Source organism: Kocuria sp. GQ42, assembly GCF_059758435.1.
Genome location: NZ_JCAXEN010000010.1, coordinates 54435 through 74656, shown reverse-complemented (window position 1 = coordinate 74656; position 20222 = coordinate 54435). Strand labels below are relative to the sequence as shown.

The 20222-nt window shown below is 74.0% G+C and carries 20 protein-coding genes; 5 read left to right on the top strand and 15 right to left on the bottom strand.

What is annotated here, in order from left to right; genetic code table 11:
* Positions 1–59: 59 nt before the first annotated feature.
* From AC6CH6_RS17620 to AC6CH6_RS17610, 3 genes are all read right to left on the bottom strand, one after another.
* Positions 60–1094 carry a hemolysin family protein gene (locus AC6CH6_RS17620; RefSeq protein ID WP_498256125.1) on the bottom strand — a complete coding sequence of 345 codons (1035 nt, stop codon included), beginning with the start codon at positions 1092–1094 and terminating at the stop codon, positions 60–62.
* Positions 1091–2509 (bottom strand): hemolysin family protein, encoded by a 1419-nt coding sequence (locus AC6CH6_RS17615; RefSeq protein WP_498256124.1) that lies wholly within the window; start codon positions 2507–2509, stop codon positions 1091–1093. The genes AC6CH6_RS17620 and AC6CH6_RS17615 overlap by 4 nt, the downstream gene beginning before the upstream one ends.
* A gap of 265 nt (positions 2510–2774) precedes the next feature.
* The gene (locus AC6CH6_RS17610; protein WP_498256123.1) at positions 2775–3149 is read right to left on the bottom strand and encodes a hypothetical protein; all 375 of its coding nucleotides are present in this window, start codon (positions 3147–3149) and stop codon (positions 2775–2777) included.
* A gap of 218 nt (positions 3150–3367) precedes the next feature.
* Between AC6CH6_RS17610 and AC6CH6_RS17605 the strand changes: the two genes are divergently transcribed.
* Both AC6CH6_RS17605 and AC6CH6_RS17600 read left to right on the top strand, forming a co-directional pair.
* Positions 3368–4795 carry a hemolysin family protein gene (locus tag AC6CH6_RS17605; protein WP_498256122.1) on the top strand — a complete coding sequence of 476 codons (1428 nt, stop codon included), beginning with the start codon at positions 3368–3370 and terminating at the stop codon, positions 4793–4795.
* A complete protein-coding gene (locus tag AC6CH6_RS17600; protein WP_498256121.1) occupies positions 4792–5838 on the top strand; it encodes a hemolysin family protein in 1047 nt (348 codons plus the stop codon). Before AC6CH6_RS17605 ends, AC6CH6_RS17600 begins: the two co-directional genes overlap by 4 nt.
* A gap of 82 nt (positions 5839–5920) precedes the next feature.
* On the opposite strand, the gene AC6CH6_RS17595 is transcribed toward AC6CH6_RS17600, so the two are convergent.
* From AC6CH6_RS17595 to AC6CH6_RS17550, 10 genes are all read right to left on the bottom strand, one after another.
* Entirely contained in the window at positions 5921–7045 is a 1125-nt protein-coding gene (locus AC6CH6_RS17595; protein ID WP_498256120.1) for a sensor histidine kinase, read from the bottom strand.
* Between the two features lie 8 nt (positions 7046–7053).
* Positions 7054–7773: a response regulator gene (locus tag AC6CH6_RS17590; protein ID WP_498256119.1), complete on the bottom strand. Its 720-nt coding sequence runs from the start codon at positions 7771–7773 to the stop codon at positions 7054–7056.
* Between the two features lie 221 nt (positions 7774–7994).
* Positions 7995–9014 carry a metal ABC transporter substrate-binding protein gene (locus AC6CH6_RS17585; RefSeq protein WP_498256118.1) on the bottom strand — a complete coding sequence of 340 codons (1020 nt, stop codon included), beginning with the start codon at positions 9012–9014 and terminating at the stop codon, positions 7995–7997.
* 59 nt (positions 9015–9073) lie between these two features.
* The gene (locus AC6CH6_RS17580) at positions 9074–9469 is read right to left on the bottom strand and encodes a Fur family transcriptional regulator (RefSeq protein WP_498256117.1); all 396 of its coding nucleotides are present in this window, start codon (positions 9467–9469) and stop codon (positions 9074–9076) included.
* On the bottom strand, positions 9466–10383 hold the full coding sequence (locus tag AC6CH6_RS17575; RefSeq protein WP_498256116.1) for a metal ABC transporter permease: 918 nt from the start codon (positions 10381–10383) through the stop codon (positions 9466–9468). Before AC6CH6_RS17575 ends, AC6CH6_RS17580 begins: the two co-directional genes overlap by 4 nt.
* A complete protein-coding gene (locus tag AC6CH6_RS17570; RefSeq protein WP_498256115.1) occupies positions 10380–11201 on the bottom strand; it encodes a metal ABC transporter ATP-binding protein in 822 nt (273 codons plus the stop codon). Before AC6CH6_RS17570 ends, AC6CH6_RS17575 begins: the two co-directional genes overlap by 4 nt.
* 74 nt (positions 11202–11275) lie before the next feature.
* Entirely contained in the window at positions 11276–13114 is a 1839-nt protein-coding gene (locus AC6CH6_RS17565) for an ABC transporter permease subunit (RefSeq protein ID WP_498256114.1), read from the bottom strand.
* A 41-nt stretch (positions 13115–13155) separates the two neighbouring features.
* On the bottom strand, positions 13156–14706 hold the full coding sequence (locus AC6CH6_RS17560; RefSeq protein ID WP_498256113.1) for an ABC transporter substrate-binding protein: 1551 nt from the start codon (positions 14704–14706) through the stop codon (positions 13156–13158).
* A gap of 60 nt (positions 14707–14766) precedes the next feature.
* Entirely contained in the window at positions 14767–15540 is a 774-nt protein-coding gene (locus AC6CH6_RS17555; RefSeq protein WP_498256112.1) for an ABC transporter ATP-binding protein, read from the bottom strand.
* Positions 15537–16352, bottom strand: coding sequence for an ATP-binding cassette domain-containing protein (locus AC6CH6_RS17550; RefSeq protein ID WP_498256111.1), 816 nt, complete (start codon positions 16350–16352; stop codon positions 15537–15539). Before AC6CH6_RS17550 ends, AC6CH6_RS17555 begins: the two co-directional genes overlap by 4 nt.
* A 133-nt stretch (positions 16353–16485) precedes the next feature.
* Here AC6CH6_RS17550 and AC6CH6_RS17545 point away from each other — a divergent pair, with 133 nt between their 5' ends.
* From AC6CH6_RS17545 to AC6CH6_RS17535, 3 genes are all read left to right on the top strand, one after another.
* Positions 16486–16911 carry a hypothetical protein gene (locus AC6CH6_RS17545; RefSeq protein ID WP_498256110.1) on the top strand — a complete coding sequence of 142 codons (426 nt, stop codon included), beginning with the start codon at positions 16486–16488 and terminating at the stop codon, positions 16909–16911.
* A 261-nt stretch (positions 16912–17172) separates the two neighbouring features.
* Positions 17173–17580: a four-helix bundle copper-binding protein gene (locus AC6CH6_RS17540; protein ID WP_133409464.1), complete on the top strand. Its 408-nt coding sequence runs from the start codon at positions 17173–17175 to the stop codon at positions 17578–17580.
* A 92-nt stretch (positions 17581–17672) separates the two neighbouring features.
* Positions 17673–18302 carry a DUF305 domain-containing protein gene (locus AC6CH6_RS17535; RefSeq protein WP_498256109.1) on the top strand — a complete coding sequence of 210 codons (630 nt, stop codon included), beginning with the start codon at positions 17673–17675 and terminating at the stop codon, positions 18300–18302.
* Between the two features lie 110 nt (positions 18303–18412).
* Here the strand turns inward: AC6CH6_RS17535 and AC6CH6_RS17530 are convergent, their stop codons facing one another.
* The gene (locus AC6CH6_RS17530) at positions 18413–19894 is read right to left on the bottom strand and encodes a multicopper oxidase family protein (RefSeq protein ID WP_498256108.1); all 1482 of its coding nucleotides are present in this window, start codon (positions 19892–19894) and stop codon (positions 18413–18415) included.
* A complete protein-coding gene (locus tag AC6CH6_RS17525; protein ID WP_498256107.1) occupies positions 19891–20166 on the bottom strand; it encodes an SHOCT domain-containing protein in 276 nt (91 codons plus the stop codon). Before AC6CH6_RS17525 ends, AC6CH6_RS17530 begins: the two co-directional genes overlap by 4 nt.
* Positions 20167–20222 lie beyond the last annotated feature (56 nt).

Here is a 20222-nt window from a genome sequence, read left to right as displayed (position 1 = left end):
GTCGCGCCCGGACGCTCTACGCTACGCCGCCGCCCGGTCGTGGGACGACCCCGTCCTCCTCACCGGCCCGTGGGCCTGTCGGCGGCGAGCTCCCGGGGCAGGACCCGCCGCAGGACGTCGGAGAGGGTGATCACTCCCACGAAGCGGCCCTCGTGCACGACGGCCGCGAACTGCTCACCGGCCGCGCGGATCCGGGCCAGGGCCTCGTAGACCGGGGTGTCGGCGTCGAGCACGAACGCGGGGCGGGCCAGGTCCCGGACGGGCCGGTCCGGGGGCTCGAGCAGGGTGTCGCGCACGTGGACCACTCCGGGCGTGCCGGCGCCGGGGTCCTCCACGAGGATCCGCAGGTGCCCCGAGCGGGCGGCGGCCTCCTGCACGTCGGCCGCGGTGGCCCGGACCGGCACGGTGGTCGGCGTCGCGCCCGGTGCGACCAGGGCTTCGACGGTGAGCTGCTCGAGCTCGAGCACGCCGGAGAGCTGGGTGCGGAAGGACGGGTCGAGCGCGCCCACGGAGGCCGAGTGCTCCACGAGGTGCCGGATCGTGTCGACGTCCTGGCCGCCGACGGCCGCCCGGTCCACCGGGGTGACGCCGCTGGCCGCGACCAGCCGGTTGGCGATCGCGTTGACCCAGGTCAGCAGCGGCCGCACCAGCCAGATGAAGCCGCGTGAGGGCACGCCGATGAGCTTGGCCGAGGTCTCCGGGTAGGCGATCGCCCAGGACTTGGGCGCCATCTCCCCCACCACGAGGTGGAGGAACGTCACGAACAGCAGGGAGAGGCCGAAGGCGGCGCCGTCGGCCAGTCCCTCGGGCGCACCCCAGGAGGCGAACACGGGGCTGAGCCACGCGTCGACCGCCGGCTTGGTGACCGCACCGAGGGCGAAGGTGCAGGCGGTGATGCCCAGCTGCGCGCCGGCGAGCATGATGGTCAGCTCGTTGATGCCGCGCAGGGCGGCGCGGGCGGAGCGGTTGGTCGCGGCCTCGGCCTCGAGCCGGTGGCGGCGGGCGCCCAGCAGGGCGAACTCGACGATGACGAAGAACGCGCTGAGCACGATGAGCAGCACGGTCACGGCGGTGACGACCAGGGGATCGCTCATCGGCCCTCCTCCTTCTCGGCGCCGGTCCGGGCGGCGGCGTCCTGCACGGGGTCGGCGCCCTCGGCAGTGGTCTCGACGAGCCGCACGAGCAGCTCGCTGGGCACGTGCCGGGAGAGCTCCAGCACCTCGACGTCGAGCACCCGGTGGACGGGCCGGTCGAGGACGAGATCGCGGGGGTCGTCGAGCAGCTCGACCCGCACCACCTCCCCGGAGACCGGGAGCTCACCGCGCTGAGCGATGAGCAGGCCCGAGATGGTCTCGTAGTCGCCCTCGGGCAGCTCGTGGCCGACCGCGCGCTCGACCTCGTCGACGTGGATGTCACCGGTCATCCGCCAGGTGTCCCCGTGCTCGGGCGTGATGGTGGCGGGCGGCTCGTCGTCGTGCTCGTCGGTGAGCTCCCCGACCAGCTCCTCGGCCAGGTCCTCGACGGTCAGGATGCCGGCGAAGCCGCCGTACTCGTCGATGACGCAGGCGAGCTCGTTGCGCGACTCCGTCAGCTGCGCCAGGGCGTCGGGCAGCGACATGAGCGTCGGCAGCACCAGCGGGGGCGCCATCATGGTCGAGACCGCCGCGTCATCGGGCACGCCGCCGCGCAGCAGATCGGCGAGCTGGACGACGCCGAGGGGCTCCTCGGTCGCGGAGATCACCGGGTAGCGGGTGTGCTCCTGCGCCATGAGGACGCGCAGCTCGCCCACGGTGGTGTCCGGGGAGACCGTGCCGACCTGCGACCGGGGGATCATGGCGTGCTCCACGTCCTGATCGGGGAAGTCGATGATGCGGTCGATGAGCACCGAGAGCTCCTCGGGCAGGTCACCGCTCTCGCGGGAGTCGGCGACGATGCGCTCGAGGTCCTCCACGGTCGCGGTCGTGTCGACGTCGTGCACCGGCTCGATGCGGAACAGCCGGAGCAGCGCGTTGGCGGCGTGGTCGAACACGGTGATCAGCCACCCGAAGAGGCCGAGGTAGATCGTGGTGGAGCGGGCCAGCCCGCGGGCGAGCGGTTCGGCGTTGGCGATCGCCAGGTTCTTCGGGTACAGCTCCCCGAAGATCATCTGCACGACGGCGGCCACGACCAGCGCGCCCACCGTCCCCACCGAGATGCTCAGCGCGGCCGGCACCCCGGCGGCGCCGAGCAGCACGCCCACGGACTCCCCCACCATGGGCTCGGCCACGTAGCCGATGAGCAGGCCGGTGACGGTGATGCCCAGCTGGGCGCCGGAGAGCATGAACGACGTGCGGCGCGTGACCTTCAGGGCGCGCTGGGCGGCCTTGTCGCCGGCCTCGGCGCGCGCGCCGAGCTTGACGCGGTCGACCGACATGTAGGCGAACTCCTGGGCCACGAAGTACCCGTTGGCGGCGATGATCGCGAGGATCACGACGATGCCGAGGAGCAGGGTGAGGACTGCTCCGATCATCGGGGGCTCACCCCTGGTCCGGGGGAGCCGGGCCGGAGCCTGCGGCGGGGGTCAGCTGTTGCGGGGAAAGGACAACTGTCGCCCGGGTCGTCGGACGACCCGGGTCTCGCAGGCGATGGGCCCATCGTGCTGGTTCACACTCTCCGTGATCGGGGGTCTGAGACGTCCCACAGTCTATTGGCCGGCGCGCGCCCCGACGTGGGAGCGCACCACATTCGGGGCTGACGCACAGGTTCGGCGGTGCACGTGGGCATCGGGCCGGGGCCTACTGGAACAGCGGCATCAGCAGTCCCAGGAGCACCAGGCCCGCCCCGCAGACCGCCAGCACCCAGACCGGGCGGTGCGGGGTGCTCAGTCTCCACTGCTCGGGGTGCCGGGAGTGGAACCAGACGACCACCTCGGCCCCGGGAGCAGGGACGGGCACCGGCGGGTGGCGCCAGGGCTCCTCGTGGATCTCGTAGCGCGTGGTGTGCCAGCGCAGGCAGTGCGCCCCGTCCCGGAGGACGTGGATCGCCTCGGTCCGGTGCCACCGGACGTGCAGGCAGCGGATGATCACGGCCGCCGCCACCAGGGCCAGACCGGCGTTGGTCGCGGCGGCGCTGAGCACCTCGAGCAGGGCCGCTCCACTGAGTCCGGTCACGGCCCGAGCCTACTGGCGGGTTGCGCCGGTTCTCCTGCGCCTCTCATCTTTCCCAGCCTTCTCCCGGCTGGGGTTGCTAGATTTCCTGGTTCCTGTGGCCTGATGCTGGGCCGCCCTGTGCACGAGTGAGATACGGAGATCATGAGCGCCCACTGCGACGCGCCCTGTGACAGACCCTGGCCTTCGGGCCATGCAGATGTGACGAGGTGGTGGGGCTGATGGAAGTCCTGTCGATCCTCGTAGGGGCGGCGCTGATCGCCGCCTGCGGCGCCTTCGTGGCCGCCGAGTTCTCGCTGATCACCGTCAACCGCAACGACGTCGAGGCCGCCGCGGCCACGGGTGACCGCCGTTCGGGCGGGGTGCTGCGGGCGATGAAGACCCTGTCCACGCAGCTCTCCGGGGCGCAGCTGGGCATCACCGTGACGAACCTGGGCATCGGCTTCCTGGCCGAGCCGGCCATCGCCGCCCTGATCGTGGGCCCGCTCACCGACGCCGGGCTGTCCCCGGTGGCGGCCCGCTCCAGCTCCATCGTGCTGGCGCTGGTGCTGGCGACCGGCCTGACCATGATCTTCGGGGAGCTCGTGCCCAAGAACCTGGCCATCTCCAGGCCGCTGGCCACCGCCCGTGCGGTGAGCGGGTTCCAGCGCGGTTTCACCGGAGCCCTGGCCTGGCCGATCCGGCTGTTCAACGGCAACGCCAACCGCATCGTGCGCGCCCTCGGGGTGGAGCCGCAGGAGGAGCTGGCCTCGACCCGCTCCCCCGAGGAGCTCGCCGGGCTGGTGCGCCACTCCGCCGAGCGGGGGGCGCTGGCCGCGGCCACCGCCGAGCTGGTCGAGCGCTCCTTCGCCTTCGGCGACCGCCGCGCCCACGACGTGATGACCCCCCGGGGTCAGATGACCACCCTGGCCCCGGACGCGTCCGTGCACGAGCTGCTGGCCGCGGCCAAGGCCTCGGGGCACTCCCGCTTCCCCGTCCTCGACGCGGACGAGGGCGCGGTCCTGGGCCAGGTGCACGTGCGCCACGGCCTGGCCGTGCCCTACCGCGAGCGGAACGCCGTCACCGTGGGAGCGGTCATGGACGAGGTGACCTTCGTCCCGGACACGGTGGAGCTGGACGAGCTGATGGACACCCTGCGCGCCGGGGGCCTGCAGATGGCGGTGCTGATCGACGAGTTCGGCGACACCGCCGGGCTGGTCACCCTGGAGGACCTGGTCGAGGAGCTCGTCGGAGAGGTGCGCGACGAGCACGACCCCGAGCCGGAGCCCGTCACGGTGGAGCCGGACGGGTCGTGGGACCTCTCCGCGGCGCTGCGCCCGGACGAGGCGGCCGAGCACCTCGGCGCGGCGGTCCCCGAGCACGAGGACTACGAGACGCTCGCCGGTCTCGTGACCCTGCACCTGGGCCGTCTGGCCGAGGTCGGGGACCGGGTCACGGTGGCGGCCGCCCCCGCGCCCGGTGAACCGGAGGCCACGATCACCTTCGAGGTCACCGCCCTGGACGTCCACCGCATCACCGCGGTGCACGCCCGTGTCCACCGCCCCGGTGACGGGACGGCACCCGAGGACGGCGCGGAGGACCGCGCCGAGGACCGCGCCGAGGACCGCGCCGTGGAAGTGCCCGCCCACCAGAAGGAGTCCGTCCGATGAGCGAGGTCACCGGTCTGATCCTGACCGTGGTGCTCCTGGGCGCCAACGCGTTCTTCGTCGGCGCGGAGTTCGCCCTGATCTCCGCCCGCCGCACCATCATCGAGCCCAGGGCGCTGTCCGGGTCCTGGGCCGCGAAGGTGACCCTGGGGGCCATGGAGAACGTCTCGCTGATGATGGCCGGCGCGCAGCTGGGCATCACCATCTGCTCCCTGGCCCTGGGCTACATCAGCGAACCGGCCATCGCCCACCTGCTGGAGGTGCCCTTCGCCGCGATCGGCGTCCCGGAGGCCTTCGTGCACCCGATCGCCTTCGCGATCGCCCTGTCCCTGGTGACCTACCTGCACGTGGTGTTCGGGGAGATGGTGCCCAAGAACATCGCCCTGGCCGGCCCGGAGCGCATGGCCGTGGTCCTGGCCCCCGTCCTGGTGGGCATCGTCACCGCCCTGCGCCCGCTGCTGTGGCTGCTCAACGGCGTCGCCAACGTGATCCTGCGGCTGCTGAAGGTGGAGCCCAAGGACGAGGTCACCTCGGTGTTCACCCGTGACGAGGTCGCGGCCCTGGTCGAGGAGTCCCGCCACGGCGGCCTGCTGGAGGCCAACGACGAGCGGCTGCTGCTCGGGGCCCTGACCTTCGAGCAGCGCAGCGTGACCGGCATCGTGATCCCGCTGGACGGGGTCACCACCCTGCCCGCCGGGGTCACCCCCGCCCAGGCCGAGACGGTGGCCGCCGGAGGGTTCTCCCGGTTCCCCATCTTCGACGTCTTCGGGGAGCTCGCCGGGTACGTGCACATCAAGGACCTGATCGAGATCGACGAGGACGCCCGGGACACCCCGATCGACCCGTCCCTGATCCGAGCGCTGCCCACGATCGACCGGGACATGCCCCTGCGCCGGGCCCTGGCCCTGATGCAGAACTCCGGGGCCCACCTCGGTCTCGTGCTCGACGAGCGCGGCAGGACCGAGGGCATCGTCACCCTGGAGGACATGCTCGAGGAGCTCGTCGGGCAGATCCGCGACGACAGCCGCACGCTCAGGACCGTCTGAGCCCGCGGGCGGAGGCACCAGGCCCACGCGCAGTCCCCGAGAGGCCGGCGGCGGGTCCGGAGGTCGCCGGCGTCCGGCGGGCTCAGCCGGCGGGGCGACGGCGGGGCAGGTGGATCCGGAAGCTGGCGCCGCGGCCGGGCCCGTCGCTGGTGGCCTCCAGGGTTCCGCCCTGGGCCTCGACGAGGGCCCTGCTGATCGCCAGGCCCAGCCCCGAGCCTCCGCGGTGGGCCTCCCGGCCGGTGTTCGCGCGGTAGAAGCGCTCGAAGACGTGCGGGAGGCTCTCCGCGCTGATGCCCTCCCCGGTGTCGGTGACGGTGTAGGTGACCGCCTCGGCGGTGTGGTCGGTGCGCAGGACGATGGTGCCCCCGGTCGGGGTGTGGCGCAGGGCGTTCTCCAGCAGGTTGCTCAGCACCTGGCCCATCCGTTCCGGGTCCAGCGGCACCGGGGCGGTCTCCGGGCCGGTGCTCACCGAGGTGATCGACACGCCCTTGCCGGCGGCGTCGGGCTCGATGGCCGCGACCGCCTGGTCCGCCAGGTGCCGGGGGTCCTGAAGGGTGAGCTGCGGCCGGGTCATGCCCTCTTCGGCGGCGGTGAGCTGACGGATGTCGCGGGCCAGGCGCTCCAGGCGGGTGATCTGGGCGTTGAGGATCCCGGTGGTGTGCTCGTCGAGGGCGACCACCCCGTCCTCGATGCCCTCCAGATGGCCCTTGAGGCTGGCCAGCGGGGTGCGCATCTCGTGCGCCAGATCGGCGAGCATCCGGCGCCGCGTGGCGTCCACCGCACTGAGCTTGGCCGCCATCTCGTTGAAGGAGCCGGCCAGGGCGTCGAACTCCGGCCCCAGCTCGGCGGAGGTGACGCGCACGTCGTAGTTGCCCACGGCCACTTCTCCGGCCGCCGTGCTGAAGGAGGCCAGGGACCGCCCGATGGTGCGGTAGAGGTAGAAGCTGAGCAGCCCGGCGATGCCGAGGGCCGGGAGCACGCCGATGGCCAGGGCCGTGAAGCTCACCCAGCGGAAGATGTCCTCCAGGTGCACCAGCCCCTCGGCCTCGTCGGCGTGACCGACGTCGATGAGCTCCTCGTAGAACATGTTCGGCCCGATCAGCACCGCGGTCACGACGACGATGAGCAGACCCACGGCCAGCACCGCGGTCTGGGCCAGCATGAGGCGCACGGTCAGCAGCCCCCAGGCCCGCGTGCGGCGGGGCACGGCGGGGCTCATCGCCCCGTGCCCATCCGGTAGCCGACCCCTCGGATGGTGTGGATGAACCTCGGGCCGGCGGCCTCGTCGCCGAGCTTCTTGCGGATCCGACCGATGTGCACGTCCACCAGGTGCGCGTCCCCGGTCCAGGCGGTGTCCCAGACCATCTCCACCAGCTGCCGGCGCGAGAGCGCCAGGTGCGGGTGGGCCGCCAGGGCGGCCAGCAGATCGAACTCGATCCGGGTCAGCGCCACCGGCTCCCCGCCCACGCGGACCTCCCGGGCGGCCTCGTCCACCACCAGGTCACCGATCACCAGCTCCTGGGCCTGCCCCGCCGACGGCGGGGCGGGTGCGGGGCGGGTGTGCGCCCGGCGCAGCATGGCCTGGACCCGCGCCACGAGCTCGCGCGGGCTGAACGGCTTGGTCACGTAGTCGTCGGCTCCCACCGACAGGCCCACGATCTTGTCGACCTCGTCGTCGCGGGCGGTGAGCATCAGGACGTGGCAGTCCGAGAAGGTCCGCACCTGACGGCACACCTCGATCCCGTCGATCCCCGGCAGCCCGAGGTCGAGCACCAGCACGTCCGGGACGTATTCCCGCACCGCGGCCACCGCCTCCGTGCCGTCGTGGCGCATCACGACCTCCAGCCCGGCCTTGCGCAGATAGCCCGCGACCAGCTGCGCGAGGTCGACCTCGTCGTCGATCACCAGCACACGACCCGCGGGAGGTGAGGACATCGTGGCTCCTTCGTCAGCGGCGCCCGCTCAGGACCGGGCGAGGCCCGGGTCCACCGCGTCATGGTGCGGAGAGGCGGCGGCCACGGCGGTCCCCGTCGTCCTGTTCACGGTTCCCATTCTCCCCCACCGCGCCCGTGCGCGGTGGGGACCGCCGGATCCGTCTCGGGACGGTCCGTCACCCCGCGGGCGTCCCCGGGCCCGGCGGAGGCGGCTGCGCAGCCCTAGGCGCAGTCCAGCGCGGTGCGCAGCGCCTCGAGGTTGTTGCGCATGACCTGCTGGTAGTCGGCGCTCTCGTCGGACTGGTTCTCCACCGGGTCCAGGACCGCCGTCTCGATCCCGTGCTCGGCCGCCAGGGTCTCGGCGACCTTCGGGTTGACCAGGGACTCCGAGAACACGGTGGTGACGCCCTCGGCCTCGACCACCTCGCCGATCTCCGCGAGCCGGGCCGGGGAGGGCTCGGTGTCGGGGTCGAGCCCGGCGATGGCCACCTGCTCGAGGTCGTACTTGTCCGCCAGGTACCCGTAGGCGTCGTGCGAGACCACGATGGTGTCCCGCTCGCAGGTGGCCAGTCCCTCGGTGAACTCCTCGTCCAGGGCGGCCAGCTCCGTGGTGAGCTCCTCGGCGTTGGACTCGTAGGCCGCGGCGTTGTCCGGGTCGACCTCGGCCAGCTCGTGGGCGACCTCCGTGGCGACCGCGGCCAACCGGTCCGGGTCCAGCCAGAAGTGCGGGTCCTCACCGTCGTGGCCGTGGCCGTCGTCACCGGCGGCGCCCTCGGCCTCCTGCTCCCCGGCGGGGGCCTCGTCGCCGTGGGCCTCTTCGGTGTGGGACTCCTCCGCGGCCCCGTGCTCCTCGGCGGAGTGGGCCTCCTCGCCCTCCACCCCGGCGTGCACCGCGTCGAGGGCGTGCTCGGGGGCGGCCTGGGCCACGGCGTCGTCGACCGCCGGCTGGAACCCGGAGAGGTACACCACGGCGTCCGCGGTGCGCAGTCCGTCGACGGCGGCCGGGGACAGCTCCAGGTCGTGCGGCTCGGCCCCGGCGGGGGTCAACGACTCCACCTGCACGAGGTCCCCGCCGACGCGTTCGGTGACGTACTGCAGCGGGTAGAAGGAGGCCTGCACGCTCAGGGTCCCGCCCGATCCCCCGTCGGCGGTCGACGGGTCGCCCGCGCCGGAGGCGCAGGAGGACAGGGCGAGAGCGGCGGTCAGGGACAGCGGGACGGCGAGAGCACGCGACAGGGTCATGAGAACAATTCTCAGTCAACCTGAGAATCATTGTCAAAACAGGCGCGGCGGGCCGACCCTCAGGCGTCCTGCCGGCAGGTCTCGCAGGTCCCGTGGAGCTCGATGGCGTGGGAGACGTCCGTGAACCCGTGCCGGCGGGCGGTCTGGGCGGCCCACCGTTCGACCGCGGTCTCGGCCACCTCCACGGTGCGGCCGCAGCGGCGGCACACCAGGTGGTGGTGGTGCTCGGTGCGCCGGCACCGGCGGTACCGGGTCTCCCCGCCGGGGGCGGCGAGCGCGTCGACCTCCCCGGCCTCGGCCAGGGCGCCGAGGTTGCGGTAGACGGTGGCGAGGGAGACGGACTCCCCCTGCTCCCCCAGCATGGCGTGGAGCTGCTGGGCGGAGCGGAACTCCGGGGTGCGTTCGAGCAGCTCGGCCAGGGCGGAGCGCTGCCGGGTGGTCCGGGACACGTTCACGCTCCTCGCAGCTGGAGGTCGTCCTCGACGTCGTGGAGGCGGTCCGGTCCGCCGTGGCGCCGGGTGCGCCCCAGGAGGGGGCGGAGGAGCAGCGCCAGCACGTAGCAGGCGATGGCCAGCACCACGATCGTGGCCCCGGGGGACAGCGGGTGGAAGTAGGTGATGGACAGGCCGGTGACGCAGACCCCGACCCCGACGGCCATGGCCGTCCCCATGGTCCCGGCGAAGGAGCGGGTGACCAGCTGGGCCACGGCCACCGGGACGATCATCACGGCGGAGACCAGGAGGACGCCGACCACGCGCATCGACACGGAGACGGTCAGGGCGGCCATGACGGCCACCATGATGTTCAGCGCCCGCACCGGCAGACCGGTGGCGAGGGCGAACTCCTCGTCGTGGCACAGGGAGAACAGCGCCGGGCGCAGGCCGAGCCCGAGGCCGAGGACCACCGCGGCCAGCCCGGCGGTGAGCCAGACGTCCAGGGGGGTGACGGTGGCGATGGACCCGAAGAGGTAGCCGGTGAGGTTCGCCGACGTGCCGCCGGCCAGCCCGATGAGCAGCACGCCGCCGGCGATGCCGCCGTAGAACAGCAGGGCCAGCGCCACGTCGCCGCTGGTGCGCCCCTTGGTGCGCATCACCTCGATGAGCACCGCGCCGATGATGGCCGCGACCACCGCCCCGGGCACGGCCAGGGCGTCGTGCGGGGTGAGCCCGGCCGCGGAGCCGGCGAGCCAGCCCATGGCCACCCCGGTCAGGGCGACGTGGCCGATGCCGTCGCCGAGCAGGGCCAGGCGCCGCTGGACGAGGTAGGTGCCGATGACCGGCGCGGAGACGCCCACGAGGGCGGCGATCAGCAGGCCGCGCTGCATCAGCGGACTGGCCAGCATGGCGGCGAGGGTCTCGAGCATGGTCACTGGGGCTTTCCGTGGAGATCGGGGGCTGTCGGGACGGCGGAGTGCTCGTCCCCGTGGGGGTGCAGGTGCTCGTGATCGGGGGCGTCGTGCCCGGGGGCCGGCAGCGGAGGGCTGCCGTCGTGGACGATGCGCCCGTGGCGCAGCACCACGGCGCGGTCCAGCAGGGGGGCCAGCTCGCCCAGCTCGTGCAGCACCACCAGGAGCGTGGTGCCGTCGGCCTGCAGCTGCGCCAGGATGCGGGCCATGGCCTCCTTGGAGACCTGGTCCACCCCGGACAGGGGCTCGTCCAGCAGCAGCAGCCGGGGCCGCCGCACCAGCGCCCGGGCGATCAGCACCCGCTGCTGCTGGCCGCCGGAGAAGATCGCCACGCTCTCGCGCGCCCGGTCGGCCAGTCCCACCTGCTCCAGGGCGTCGAGGCACGCGCGCCGCGCCCCGGGGCCGGGGCGGAGGCGCCGATGTCCCGTCAGCCCCGAGGCGACCACCTCGAGCGCGGTGGCCGGCACCCCGGCGCCGACGCCGACGCGCTGGGGGACGTAGCCGATGCGCGACCACGGCACGGTCCGGCGCGCGCCGGTGACGTCGGCGCCGAACAGCCGGGCCTCGCCGGATTCGACGGGCACGATGCCGAGCAGGGACTTGATGAGGGTCGACTTCCCGGAGCCGTTGCCGCCCATCAGGGCCACGGCCTCGCCCTCGGCCACGGCGAGGTCCACCCCGCGCAGCACCGGGGCGGCGCCGAGGACCACGGTGAGGTCCTCCGTGCGGATCGCCGAGCGGTCCGCGGGAGCCGGTGCCTCCGGCGTGGATCGAAGTTTCATGAGAGCCATTCTCAAGAAAATGAGAACGATGGTCAATTCGGAACCGGTTCCGCGGTGGATCGGCGCCGCCGGGATCAGCGCCGCGCCGGCTGCACGGCGGGCCGCATGGCGTCCTCCCCGCGGCGCGGAACGGACAGCGCGGCAGGAGACGCCGTGGCGGCAGGTCCCGTCTCGGCAGGTCCCGCCTCGGTAGGCCCCCGCCCGGGACGGGCCGTCCGCCGCGCGACGTCGGCGCTGGAGAGGGAGACCGCCAGGACGGAGGCGAGCACCAGGGCCCCCGCGGGGCCGAGCACGGTCCAGGGGGCGCGTTCGACGTAGCCGATGCCCTCGGCCAGCAGCAGGCCCCACTCCGGGGCCGGCGGCTGCTGCCCCAGGCCCAGGAAGCCGAGGCCGGCGATGGCGAGGGCGGTGCCGGGCAGGCGCAGGACCGCGTGCCGGGTCACCTCCGGCAGCAGGGTGGGCAGGACGGTCCCGGCCAGGACGCGGGTCCGGCCCACGCCGAGCAGGGGCAGCACCCGGACGTAGGGCCGGGCCGAGATCTCGGCCACGAGGGCGGCGGTGTGGGCGGCCAGCGGTGCCCAGCTCACCAGGGTGACGGCCAGGGCGGCTCCGGCCGCGGAGGGGCCGGCCACCGCCACGACGAGGATGCCGGCGATGATCGGCGGTGCCGCGTTGGTGACCTCGACCGGCCCGGTGGACCACGTCCCGGTCATCCCGACGGCCAGACCGATGACCAGGCAGGCGGCGACCACGACGAGGGCCAGGCCCAGGGTGTCCAGGGCGCCGTGGCCCACGCGCGCCAGCACGTCGCGGCCGGACGCGTCGGCCCCCAGCGGGAGCGCCCAGGAGGGCGCTTCGAGCCGCCCGTGGGCGGCGGCGTAGGGGTCCCGGAGCAGCCCGGCGACGACGATCCCCAGCAGCAGGGCCCCCGAGACGGCCGGCACCGTCCACCAGGTCCGGCGCCGCCCCGGCGGGGGCCCGGGGACGGGCAGGTCCCCGGAGCGGGCGGCCGGCCCCAGCAGCGCCCGGCGGGCCAGGGCGGCCAGGGCCCCGCACAGCGCGGCGAGCACGAGCACGAGCAGGATCCCCGCCTGCAGGGCGGGGATGTCCTGGGCCGCCGCGGCCCCGAGCAGGGTCCGGCCCAGGCCGGGGATCGCGAAGACCTCCTCGACCGGCACCGCTCCGCCGGTGAGCCCGACGACGACGAGGGCGATCTGCCCGATCACCCCGGGCAGGGCCCGGTGCAGCGCCGCGAGCGCGATCCGTGGCCGGGAGTGGCCGGCCACGGCCCAGGTGTGCACCCAGCGCTCGGTGAAGGCGCCGGCCAGGGCGGTCGAGAGCAGCCGGCCGATCAGCCCGCCCCCGGGCAGGCCGAGCGCCAGGGCCGGGAGCACCACGTGCTCCGGCCCCTGCCATCCGTAGGGCGGGAACCAGCCCGCCCAGACGGCCACGACGATCAGCAGCACCGCCGCCAGCAGGAACTCGGGCAACGCGGTCAGCGCGGCGGCCGCCGCCCCGGCCCCGCGGGCGGGGCGCCCGGCGAGCCCGCTGCGGACTGTGGGCACGCAGATCAGGGCGGCCACGAGCAGGGCGACGAGCAGGGCCGCGCCCATCAGCGTCAGGGACACCCCCATGGCCTCCAGGACGCCGGGCAGGACCGGGCGCCCGCTGATCCAGGAGGTGCCGAGGTCCCCGGTGAGGACGCCGGACGCCCAGTCGGCGAAGACGCCCACCGGGCCGCCGTCCAGACCCAGCTCGGTCCGGATCTGGGCCAGCACCTCCGGGGTGGCCGGCCGGTCCGCGTAGCGGGCGCGCAGCACCGTGTACTCCGGGCTGTTGCCCGAGAGCCACGGCAGGGCCCCGATCAGCACGACGACGGCGGCGAAGGCCGCGGCGCGGGAGATCAGGGCCACAGCCCCTCCCCGTCCCCTCACTCGACTCGTCACTCGGTCCGTCACTCGGAGACGGCGGTCTCGGCCGTGATCAGCTCGCGCTCGCGCGGATCGCGGACCGCGCCCTCCACGCCGTCCTGCTCACCCTGGATGACGCGCTCGTGGAGCATCGGGATCGCCGCGTCCTCGGCCAGGATCGCCGCTTCGGCGGCCATGATCGCCTCCTGGCGCTCCTCGCCGGGAGCGGCCTGCTCCGCGGCGGTCAGGGCGTCGTCGACGGTCCCGGAGCAGAACCGGGAGAGGTTGAACGAGCCCTCGCAGCCGAAGTCGCTGACCATGTAGGCCACCGGGTCGCCCGAGTCGAGCACCGTGGCGCGGGAGAGGATGAAGGCGTCGAAGTCGCCGTCCAGGGCGTCGGCCTCGATGTACTGGTACTCGCGCACCTCGAGCTCGACCTCGAAGCCGGCGGACTCGAGCTGCTGCTGGAGCTGGACGGCGACCTCGGGCAGCTCGGCCCGATCGGTGAAGGTGCCGATGGTGATCTTCTGCCCGGCCGGGTCCCCGGCCTCGGCGCGGTCGGCCAGCGCCTCGCGGTAGGCGTCGGTGTCCCGCCCCTCCGCGGCGTAGGGGATCGCCGGGCCCAGCAGTCCCGCGGCCACGTCGGCCCGGCCCTCGTAGACCCCGTCCACGATGCGCTGCGGGTCCAGGGCCTCCCGGGCGGCGGCGCGCAAGGCGGGGTCGGCGAACGGTCCGTCCTCGGTGTTGAGGTAGAGCGTGTTGGTGCGCGGCATCGGCACCTCCTCGAGGAGGTCCTCCTCGACCTGGGCGGCCTGGCCCACGGGCACGGCCTCGACGACGTCGGCCTCGCCGGTGCGCAGCGCGGCGGCCCGGGTAGCGCCGTCGGGCACGAAGGACACGTCGATGCCGGCCGCCGCCGCGGCGCCGGCCCAGTGGTCGTCGTAGCGCTCCAGGGTGGCACCGGAGGTGCCGTCCACGGCGGTGAGCTCGAACGGGCCCGTGCCGTGGCCCACCGGTGTCACGACGGTGCCCTCGTAGGCGGCCGGGGCCAGGACGGACAGCTGCGGGCTGGACAGCCGCTGCGGGACCAGCGGGTCGGTCTCGGCGGTGGTGACCCGCACGGTGTCGCCCTCGGCCGCCACGCTCATCTCCACCCCGTCGAGGATGCGCGGGGCCGGCTCCGCCTCCACCGCCCGGGCCAGGGAGGCGGCGGCGTTCTCCGCGGTGAGCTCGGTGCCGTCGTGGAAGGTGACGCCGTCCCGGATCGTGAAGGACCAGGTGGTGTCGTCGAGCTGCTCCCACTCGGTGGCCAGCATCGGCTGGGCGTCCCCGGCCTCGTCCAGCCGGACCAGGGTCTCGGCGGTGGACCAGCGGGAGAGCTTGAAGGCGTCGTCGCTCAGCGGGGACAGCCCCGAGCGCGGCGGCTGCAGCATGGCGAGCTCGATCCGGGCGTCGGTCGAGCCGTCGGCTCCCCCGGCGGAGGAGGTGCCGGAGCCCTCGGAGAAGCAGCCGGTGAGCAGCAGCAGGCTGACCGCGGCGAGGCCGAGGCCGGTGCGGCGCGGGGCGGGACGGGAAGCGGAGGGGCGAGGTGGCATCAGGAGGCCCTTTCGGTGTGGTGATCGGTGGTGGGTGACAGGGACGGTGCGGCCGCCGGCTCAGGGGGCCAGGTGCGGAACCGCATCCACCAGCTCCTGCGTCGTCGGGTGGCGCGGCGTCTCGAGCAGCCGGTCGACGGGACCCTCCTCCACCACCTGCCCGTGGTCGAGCACCAGCGCGCGGTGGCACAGGAAGCGGACCGCGGTGAGATCGTGGGAGACGAACAGCAGCCCCAGTCCTTCCTGGACGTGCTGCTCCTGGAGCAGGTCCAGCACCTGGTGGCGCAGCGGCAGGTCGAGGCCGCTGACCGCCTCGTCGGCCAGGAGGATCCGCGGCCGGGTCACCAGGGCCCGGGCGATGGCCACGCGCTGGGCCTGACCGCCGGAGAGCTCGTGGGCGCGCCGGCCCAGGTGCTCGGCGCCGAGGCCGGCCCGCCCCAGGGCGTCCCGGACCATTCGGGCGTGGTCGCCCGCGATGCGGAAGCGGCGCAGGGGTTCCCGCAGCTGGCGTTCGACGCTGCGCCGCGGGTCCAGGCTGGACGCGGGGTCCTGCGGGACGTACTGCACGGCCTGCCTGGCCCGCCGCATCTGCTCCCGGCCGGTCACGGGAACGCCGTCGAAGAGGACCTCGCCCCGGTCCGGGCGCTCGACGCCCAGCAGCAGGGACAGCAGCGTGGACTTGCCCGATCCGGAGGGGCCCACCAGGCCCAGCGACTCCCCCTCGCGCACCGCGAGATCGACACCGCGCACCGCGGCCCCGCCGCCGGAGCGCGTGCCGTAGCTCCTGCTGAGCCCGACACCGTGCAGTGCGGCGGGTTCCGCCGCCCGGCTCACGAGGCCACGCCCAGCGGGGCCGCAGCCGGCGGAACCGCGGCGGACCGGAGACCGGTGCGGGCGGCCTCGACCAGGGCGGCCGTGAAGGGCGCCTGCGGCGATCGGACCACCTGCTGGATCGGGCCGGACTCGACCACCCGTCCCCGGTCCAGGACGACGACGTCGTCGCACAGGTCGGCGGCGACCGCCAGGTCGTGGGTGACGAACAGCAGCCCGCCGCGGCCTGCGCCGGTGCACCGGCGCAGGGCCTCGACCACGTGGCGCTGGCTGATCATGTCCAGCGCCGTGGTCGGCTCGTCGGCCACCAGCAGGTCCGGGGCGGCGGCCATGGCGAGCGCCAGGCACACCCGCTGCCGCTGCCCGCCCGACAGCTGGGAGGGGTGGGCCCGCAGGATCCGCGCCGGGTCCTCGAAGCCGACCTCGCGGAGCAGATCCGCCACGACCCGGCCGGCGGCCGCCGCACCGAGCCGGCGCCGGCGGGCCACGGCGGGCAGCAGCTGCCGGTCCAGGCGCACCACGGGGTTCAGCGCGGCCAGGGAGTCCTGGAAGACCGCCGCCATTCCCGGACGCCGCCCGGGAGCCTGCCGCCACGGCAGCTCACGGCCGGCGACCCGCAGGGAGCCCCGCACGTCGAATCGGTGCCCGAGCAGACCCAGCAGGGCCAGCACCGTCAGGGACTTCCCCGAGCCCGAGGCGCCGAGCAGGGCCACCCGCCGGCCGGGCGGCACCTGGAAGCCCACACCCTGCAGCAGCGGCCGTCCGGCCAGGGCGACCTCGAGCCCCCGCACGTCCACTCCGGTCGCACCGCGCATGCTTCTCCCTTGCCAAAACCGGTCTCAACAAGCTCTCATGGTAATGAGTTTCATTCTCAGCAACAAAACCGGCGGCCCCCTGTTCGGGAGCCGCCGGTCCGCCACCTCGTTCGCCGACCCAGGAGGGCATCCCATGACCCGCAAGAGCGCCCCGCGCAGGACCAGCACCGACGCCAGCGGTCCCCTGGTCGCGGTCTGCCAGGGTCACCGGTGCGCCGGCCTGCGCCGGATGACCGGGACCGCCGAGCAGGCGAAGGACCTCCAGGAGGTGGTCAGGGGCACGGCCGGGGCCGTCCTGATCTCGTCCCCGTGCCTGGGACGGTGCGAGATGGCCGCACTGGTCGCGGTCGCACGACGGGACGGGCCCAGCGGGCACGTGGGTCCCACCGTGTGGCTGAGCGGGCTCGAGGACGTGCAGCGGGCGGAGGCGCTGAACCGCTGGGTCGCCTCCGGCGGTCCGCAGCGGATCCACCAGCCCGAGCACGGCGCGCCGCCGTCCTTGCGGGACGCCGTGCGCGGCTTCGGCCCGCCGCCCGCGGTGTCCCGCCGCACCCGCTGAGCCGTCAGCGCGGCGGAGGCGGGAAGCTCGGCTCAGCGAGGCCGGAGTGCGCGCCGGAGACCGGGAGACGGCCCCGGCGTGACCGGCGGTGGCGGCCGGCGCCGACCGGTTCGCCCGCCACCCTCCGTGGCCAGGGATTTCTTCACGGAATCTTCAACGCCCAGGGCTTCACTCCGCCGGATCGGCAGTTTACTGTCGGTTGCACGGCGGTCCGGTTCCGACCGGTCCGCACCACGGCAGTACGGACGAAGGAGCGAGACCATGACCCACGTGACCTCGATGCTCGAGACCTACCCGAAGGACCTGGGGAACATCGACCGGCAGAAGCTGGCCGAGTGCATCGCGGCGTGCTTCGAGTGCGCCCAGACCTGCACCGCCTGCGCCGACGCCTGTCTGGCCGAGGACATGGTCGCGGAGCTGACCGAGTGCATCCGCAAGAACCTGGACTGCGCCGACGTCTGCGCCGCCACCGGCAAGGCGCTCTCCCGTCAGACCGGCAACAACGCCGAGGTCGGCCGGGCCCTGCTCGAGGCGTGCCGCACCGCGTGCAAGGCCTGCGGGGACGAATGCGCCGAGCACGCCGAGATGCACGAGCACTGCAAGGTCTGCGCCGAGGCCTGCCGCCGCTGCGAGCAGGCCTGCGCGGATCTGCTCGCCTCGCTGGGCTGAGCCCGGCGGAGCACTGAACGACCCCCCGCGGCAGCGGCTGCTCCGCCGCGGCGGGGGTCCTCGGACCGGACCACGGAGATCGGAGGAGTGCCGTGTCGAACACAGGAGACGACAGGAGCGACGGACGTCAGCACGGTGGGAGCCGGCCGGACGGGGACTCGCACGAGGAGCACCGGTCCCACGACGCCCCGAAGATGTACCTGCGCTTCGGCGCGATGATCCTGACGGCCATGGTGGTGATGTACGCCGCCATGTTCATCGGCTCCTGGGAGTGGGGCCACGTGCGCTGGAGCGAGAGCCGTCTGTTCATGACCCTGACCATGGGCGGGACCATGGGCCTGATCATGCTCGCCTGGATGCTGAACATGTACAAGAACACCAAGGCGAACGTGGCCATCGTGGTGGTCAGTCTCCTGCTGTTCGGCACGGGAGCGTTCCTGGACCGCAGCCAGACCACGGTGCAGGACACGTCGTTCATGAGCGGGATGATCCCGCACCACTCCTTGGCCATCACCCGGTCCGAGCGCGCCGAGCTGTCCGACGTGCGGGTGTGCGAACTGGCGGTCGAGATCAGTGAGGCCCAGCGGCGGGAGATCTTCGAGATGGACTGGCTGATCGAGGACATCGAGCGCAACGGCGTGGCCGCCACGGCCCAGGAGGCGGAGTCCCGGCCGGTCCCCGACCACGAGGAGCCGGCCGAGCGTCAGTGTCCCGCGGAATGACCTGACCCTGCCTCGGAAGAGCGCCTCGGGCCACCGGGTTCCGGCCCGCGCTCCGGCGCCACGCCCTGCACGGGGTCGGACCGACAGGCCTCAGCGGGCCTCAGCGGGCCTCAGCGGGCCTCGAGGGTGCCCATCATGCCGAGGTCCTCGTGGTCGAGGATGTGGCAGTGGTAGACGGTGCGGCCGGCGAAGTCGTCGAAGGCCACCCGGACCCTCACCTCCCCGAAGGCCGGGACGTTGACCACGTCCTGCCACCGCGGTCCGGAGACCTCGCGGCCCGCCTCGGCCACGACCTGCATGGGCCACACGTGCAGGTGCACCGGGTGGTCCATGGGGCTGGAGTTGGTCAGGGTCCACTCCTCCACGGTGCCCACCCGGACCCGCTGGTCGGTGCGCCCGGCGTCGAACTCCCGGCCGTCGATCGTGAAGGACATCATCTGCCCGGGGCCGCGCATACCGCCCATCATCCCGCCCATCCCCCCCATGCCCATGGCGAAGTCCAGGGTGCGCCGGGCCTCGACCGGCTCCTCGCGCAGGTCCCGCAGCGCCGGCCCCGCGGGCACGGGCCCGGCCTGCTCGACCGGGTCCCCGGCGACCTCCAGGGTGAGCAGCTCGACCGGACCGCCGGAGCCGGGACGCTCCCCGCCCGGGCCCGTCATGCCGTCCATGCTGCCGCGGTCCACCGGGGTGGCCACCAGGGTGGAGGTGCCCGCCCGGGCGTCCACCAGCAGCTCCACCCGGTTGCCCGGCGCCAGGGTCACCTCGGTGACCTCGAGCGCCTCGGGCAGCCGGCCGAGGTCACGGCCGGAGAGCCGCAGGCCCTGCCCGTCCAGGCTCAGGCGCAGGAACCGGGCCGGGCAGGCGTTGACGACCCGCCACAGCTCCCGCTCCCCGGGTGCGGCGGTGGCCCCGGGGCGGACCTGACCGTTGACCAGCACGCTCTGTCCCTCCCGGCCCATCATCCGCTCGGGCGGGGAGACCTCGGCCGGCTCCCCGGAGGCGTCCAGGGTGAGGTCGGAGATCACCAGCACCCGCTCCCGGGCCACCGGGACGGGGTCGCGGTCCTCGACCACGATGGCCCCGTAGAGCCCGGCGGCGAGCTGGTCGGCCACGTGCCCGTGGTGGTGCGGGTGGTACCAGTAGGTGCCCGGCGGGTGGTCGTCCGGAAGGGTGAACTCGTAGTCGAAGGAGTCCCCGGGGGCGATGCTCACGAAGGGGTTGTCCCCGTTGTCCTCCGGGGAGACGTGCAGACCGTGCACGTGCAGGTTCGTCGGGTCGTCCAGGCCGTTGGTCATCGCCACCCGGAGCGTGTCGCCGGGGCGGACCCGCAGGGTGGGCCCCGGCAGGGAGCCGTTGAACGCCTGCACGTGCGCGGTGCGCGCCCCGATCCGCACCCGGGCGGGGGCTGCCTCCAGGGCCAGGTCCAGGGCACCGTCCCTGCTGGACAGCACCTCGGGCTGCAGCAGCTCCCGGCCGCCGCCGAGGGCCTCGCCCCCGCCGCCGGTCCACCACAGCCCCGCCCCGCCCACGGCCGCGGCGCCGGCCCCGGCGGTGCCCAGGGCCAGCAGCTGCCGGCGGGTCAGCGGGCTCACCGGTCGCCCTCCTCCAGGGTCCGCAGCCGCTCGCGGTACTCCTCGGTGCTGATCTCCCCGCGGGCGTAGCGCTCCTCGAGGATCTCCCGGGACCGGCGCGGACCCGCGCCCGTCGGCGGCGGGGCGCTCCCGCCCTGCCGGGTCCCGCCGCCCGAGTTCCCGGTCAGCAGCTTCACGAGCACGACGACCAGTACGACCGTGCCCACGACGAGCAGCAGCCAGAACAACCACATCCAGCCCATGCCCCCTCCCATGCCGTCGCCCCACATCATCGCGGTCCTCCTTCGATCGGGTTGGTCGACTTCCGCCGGCGGCCGCCCGTGGGCGA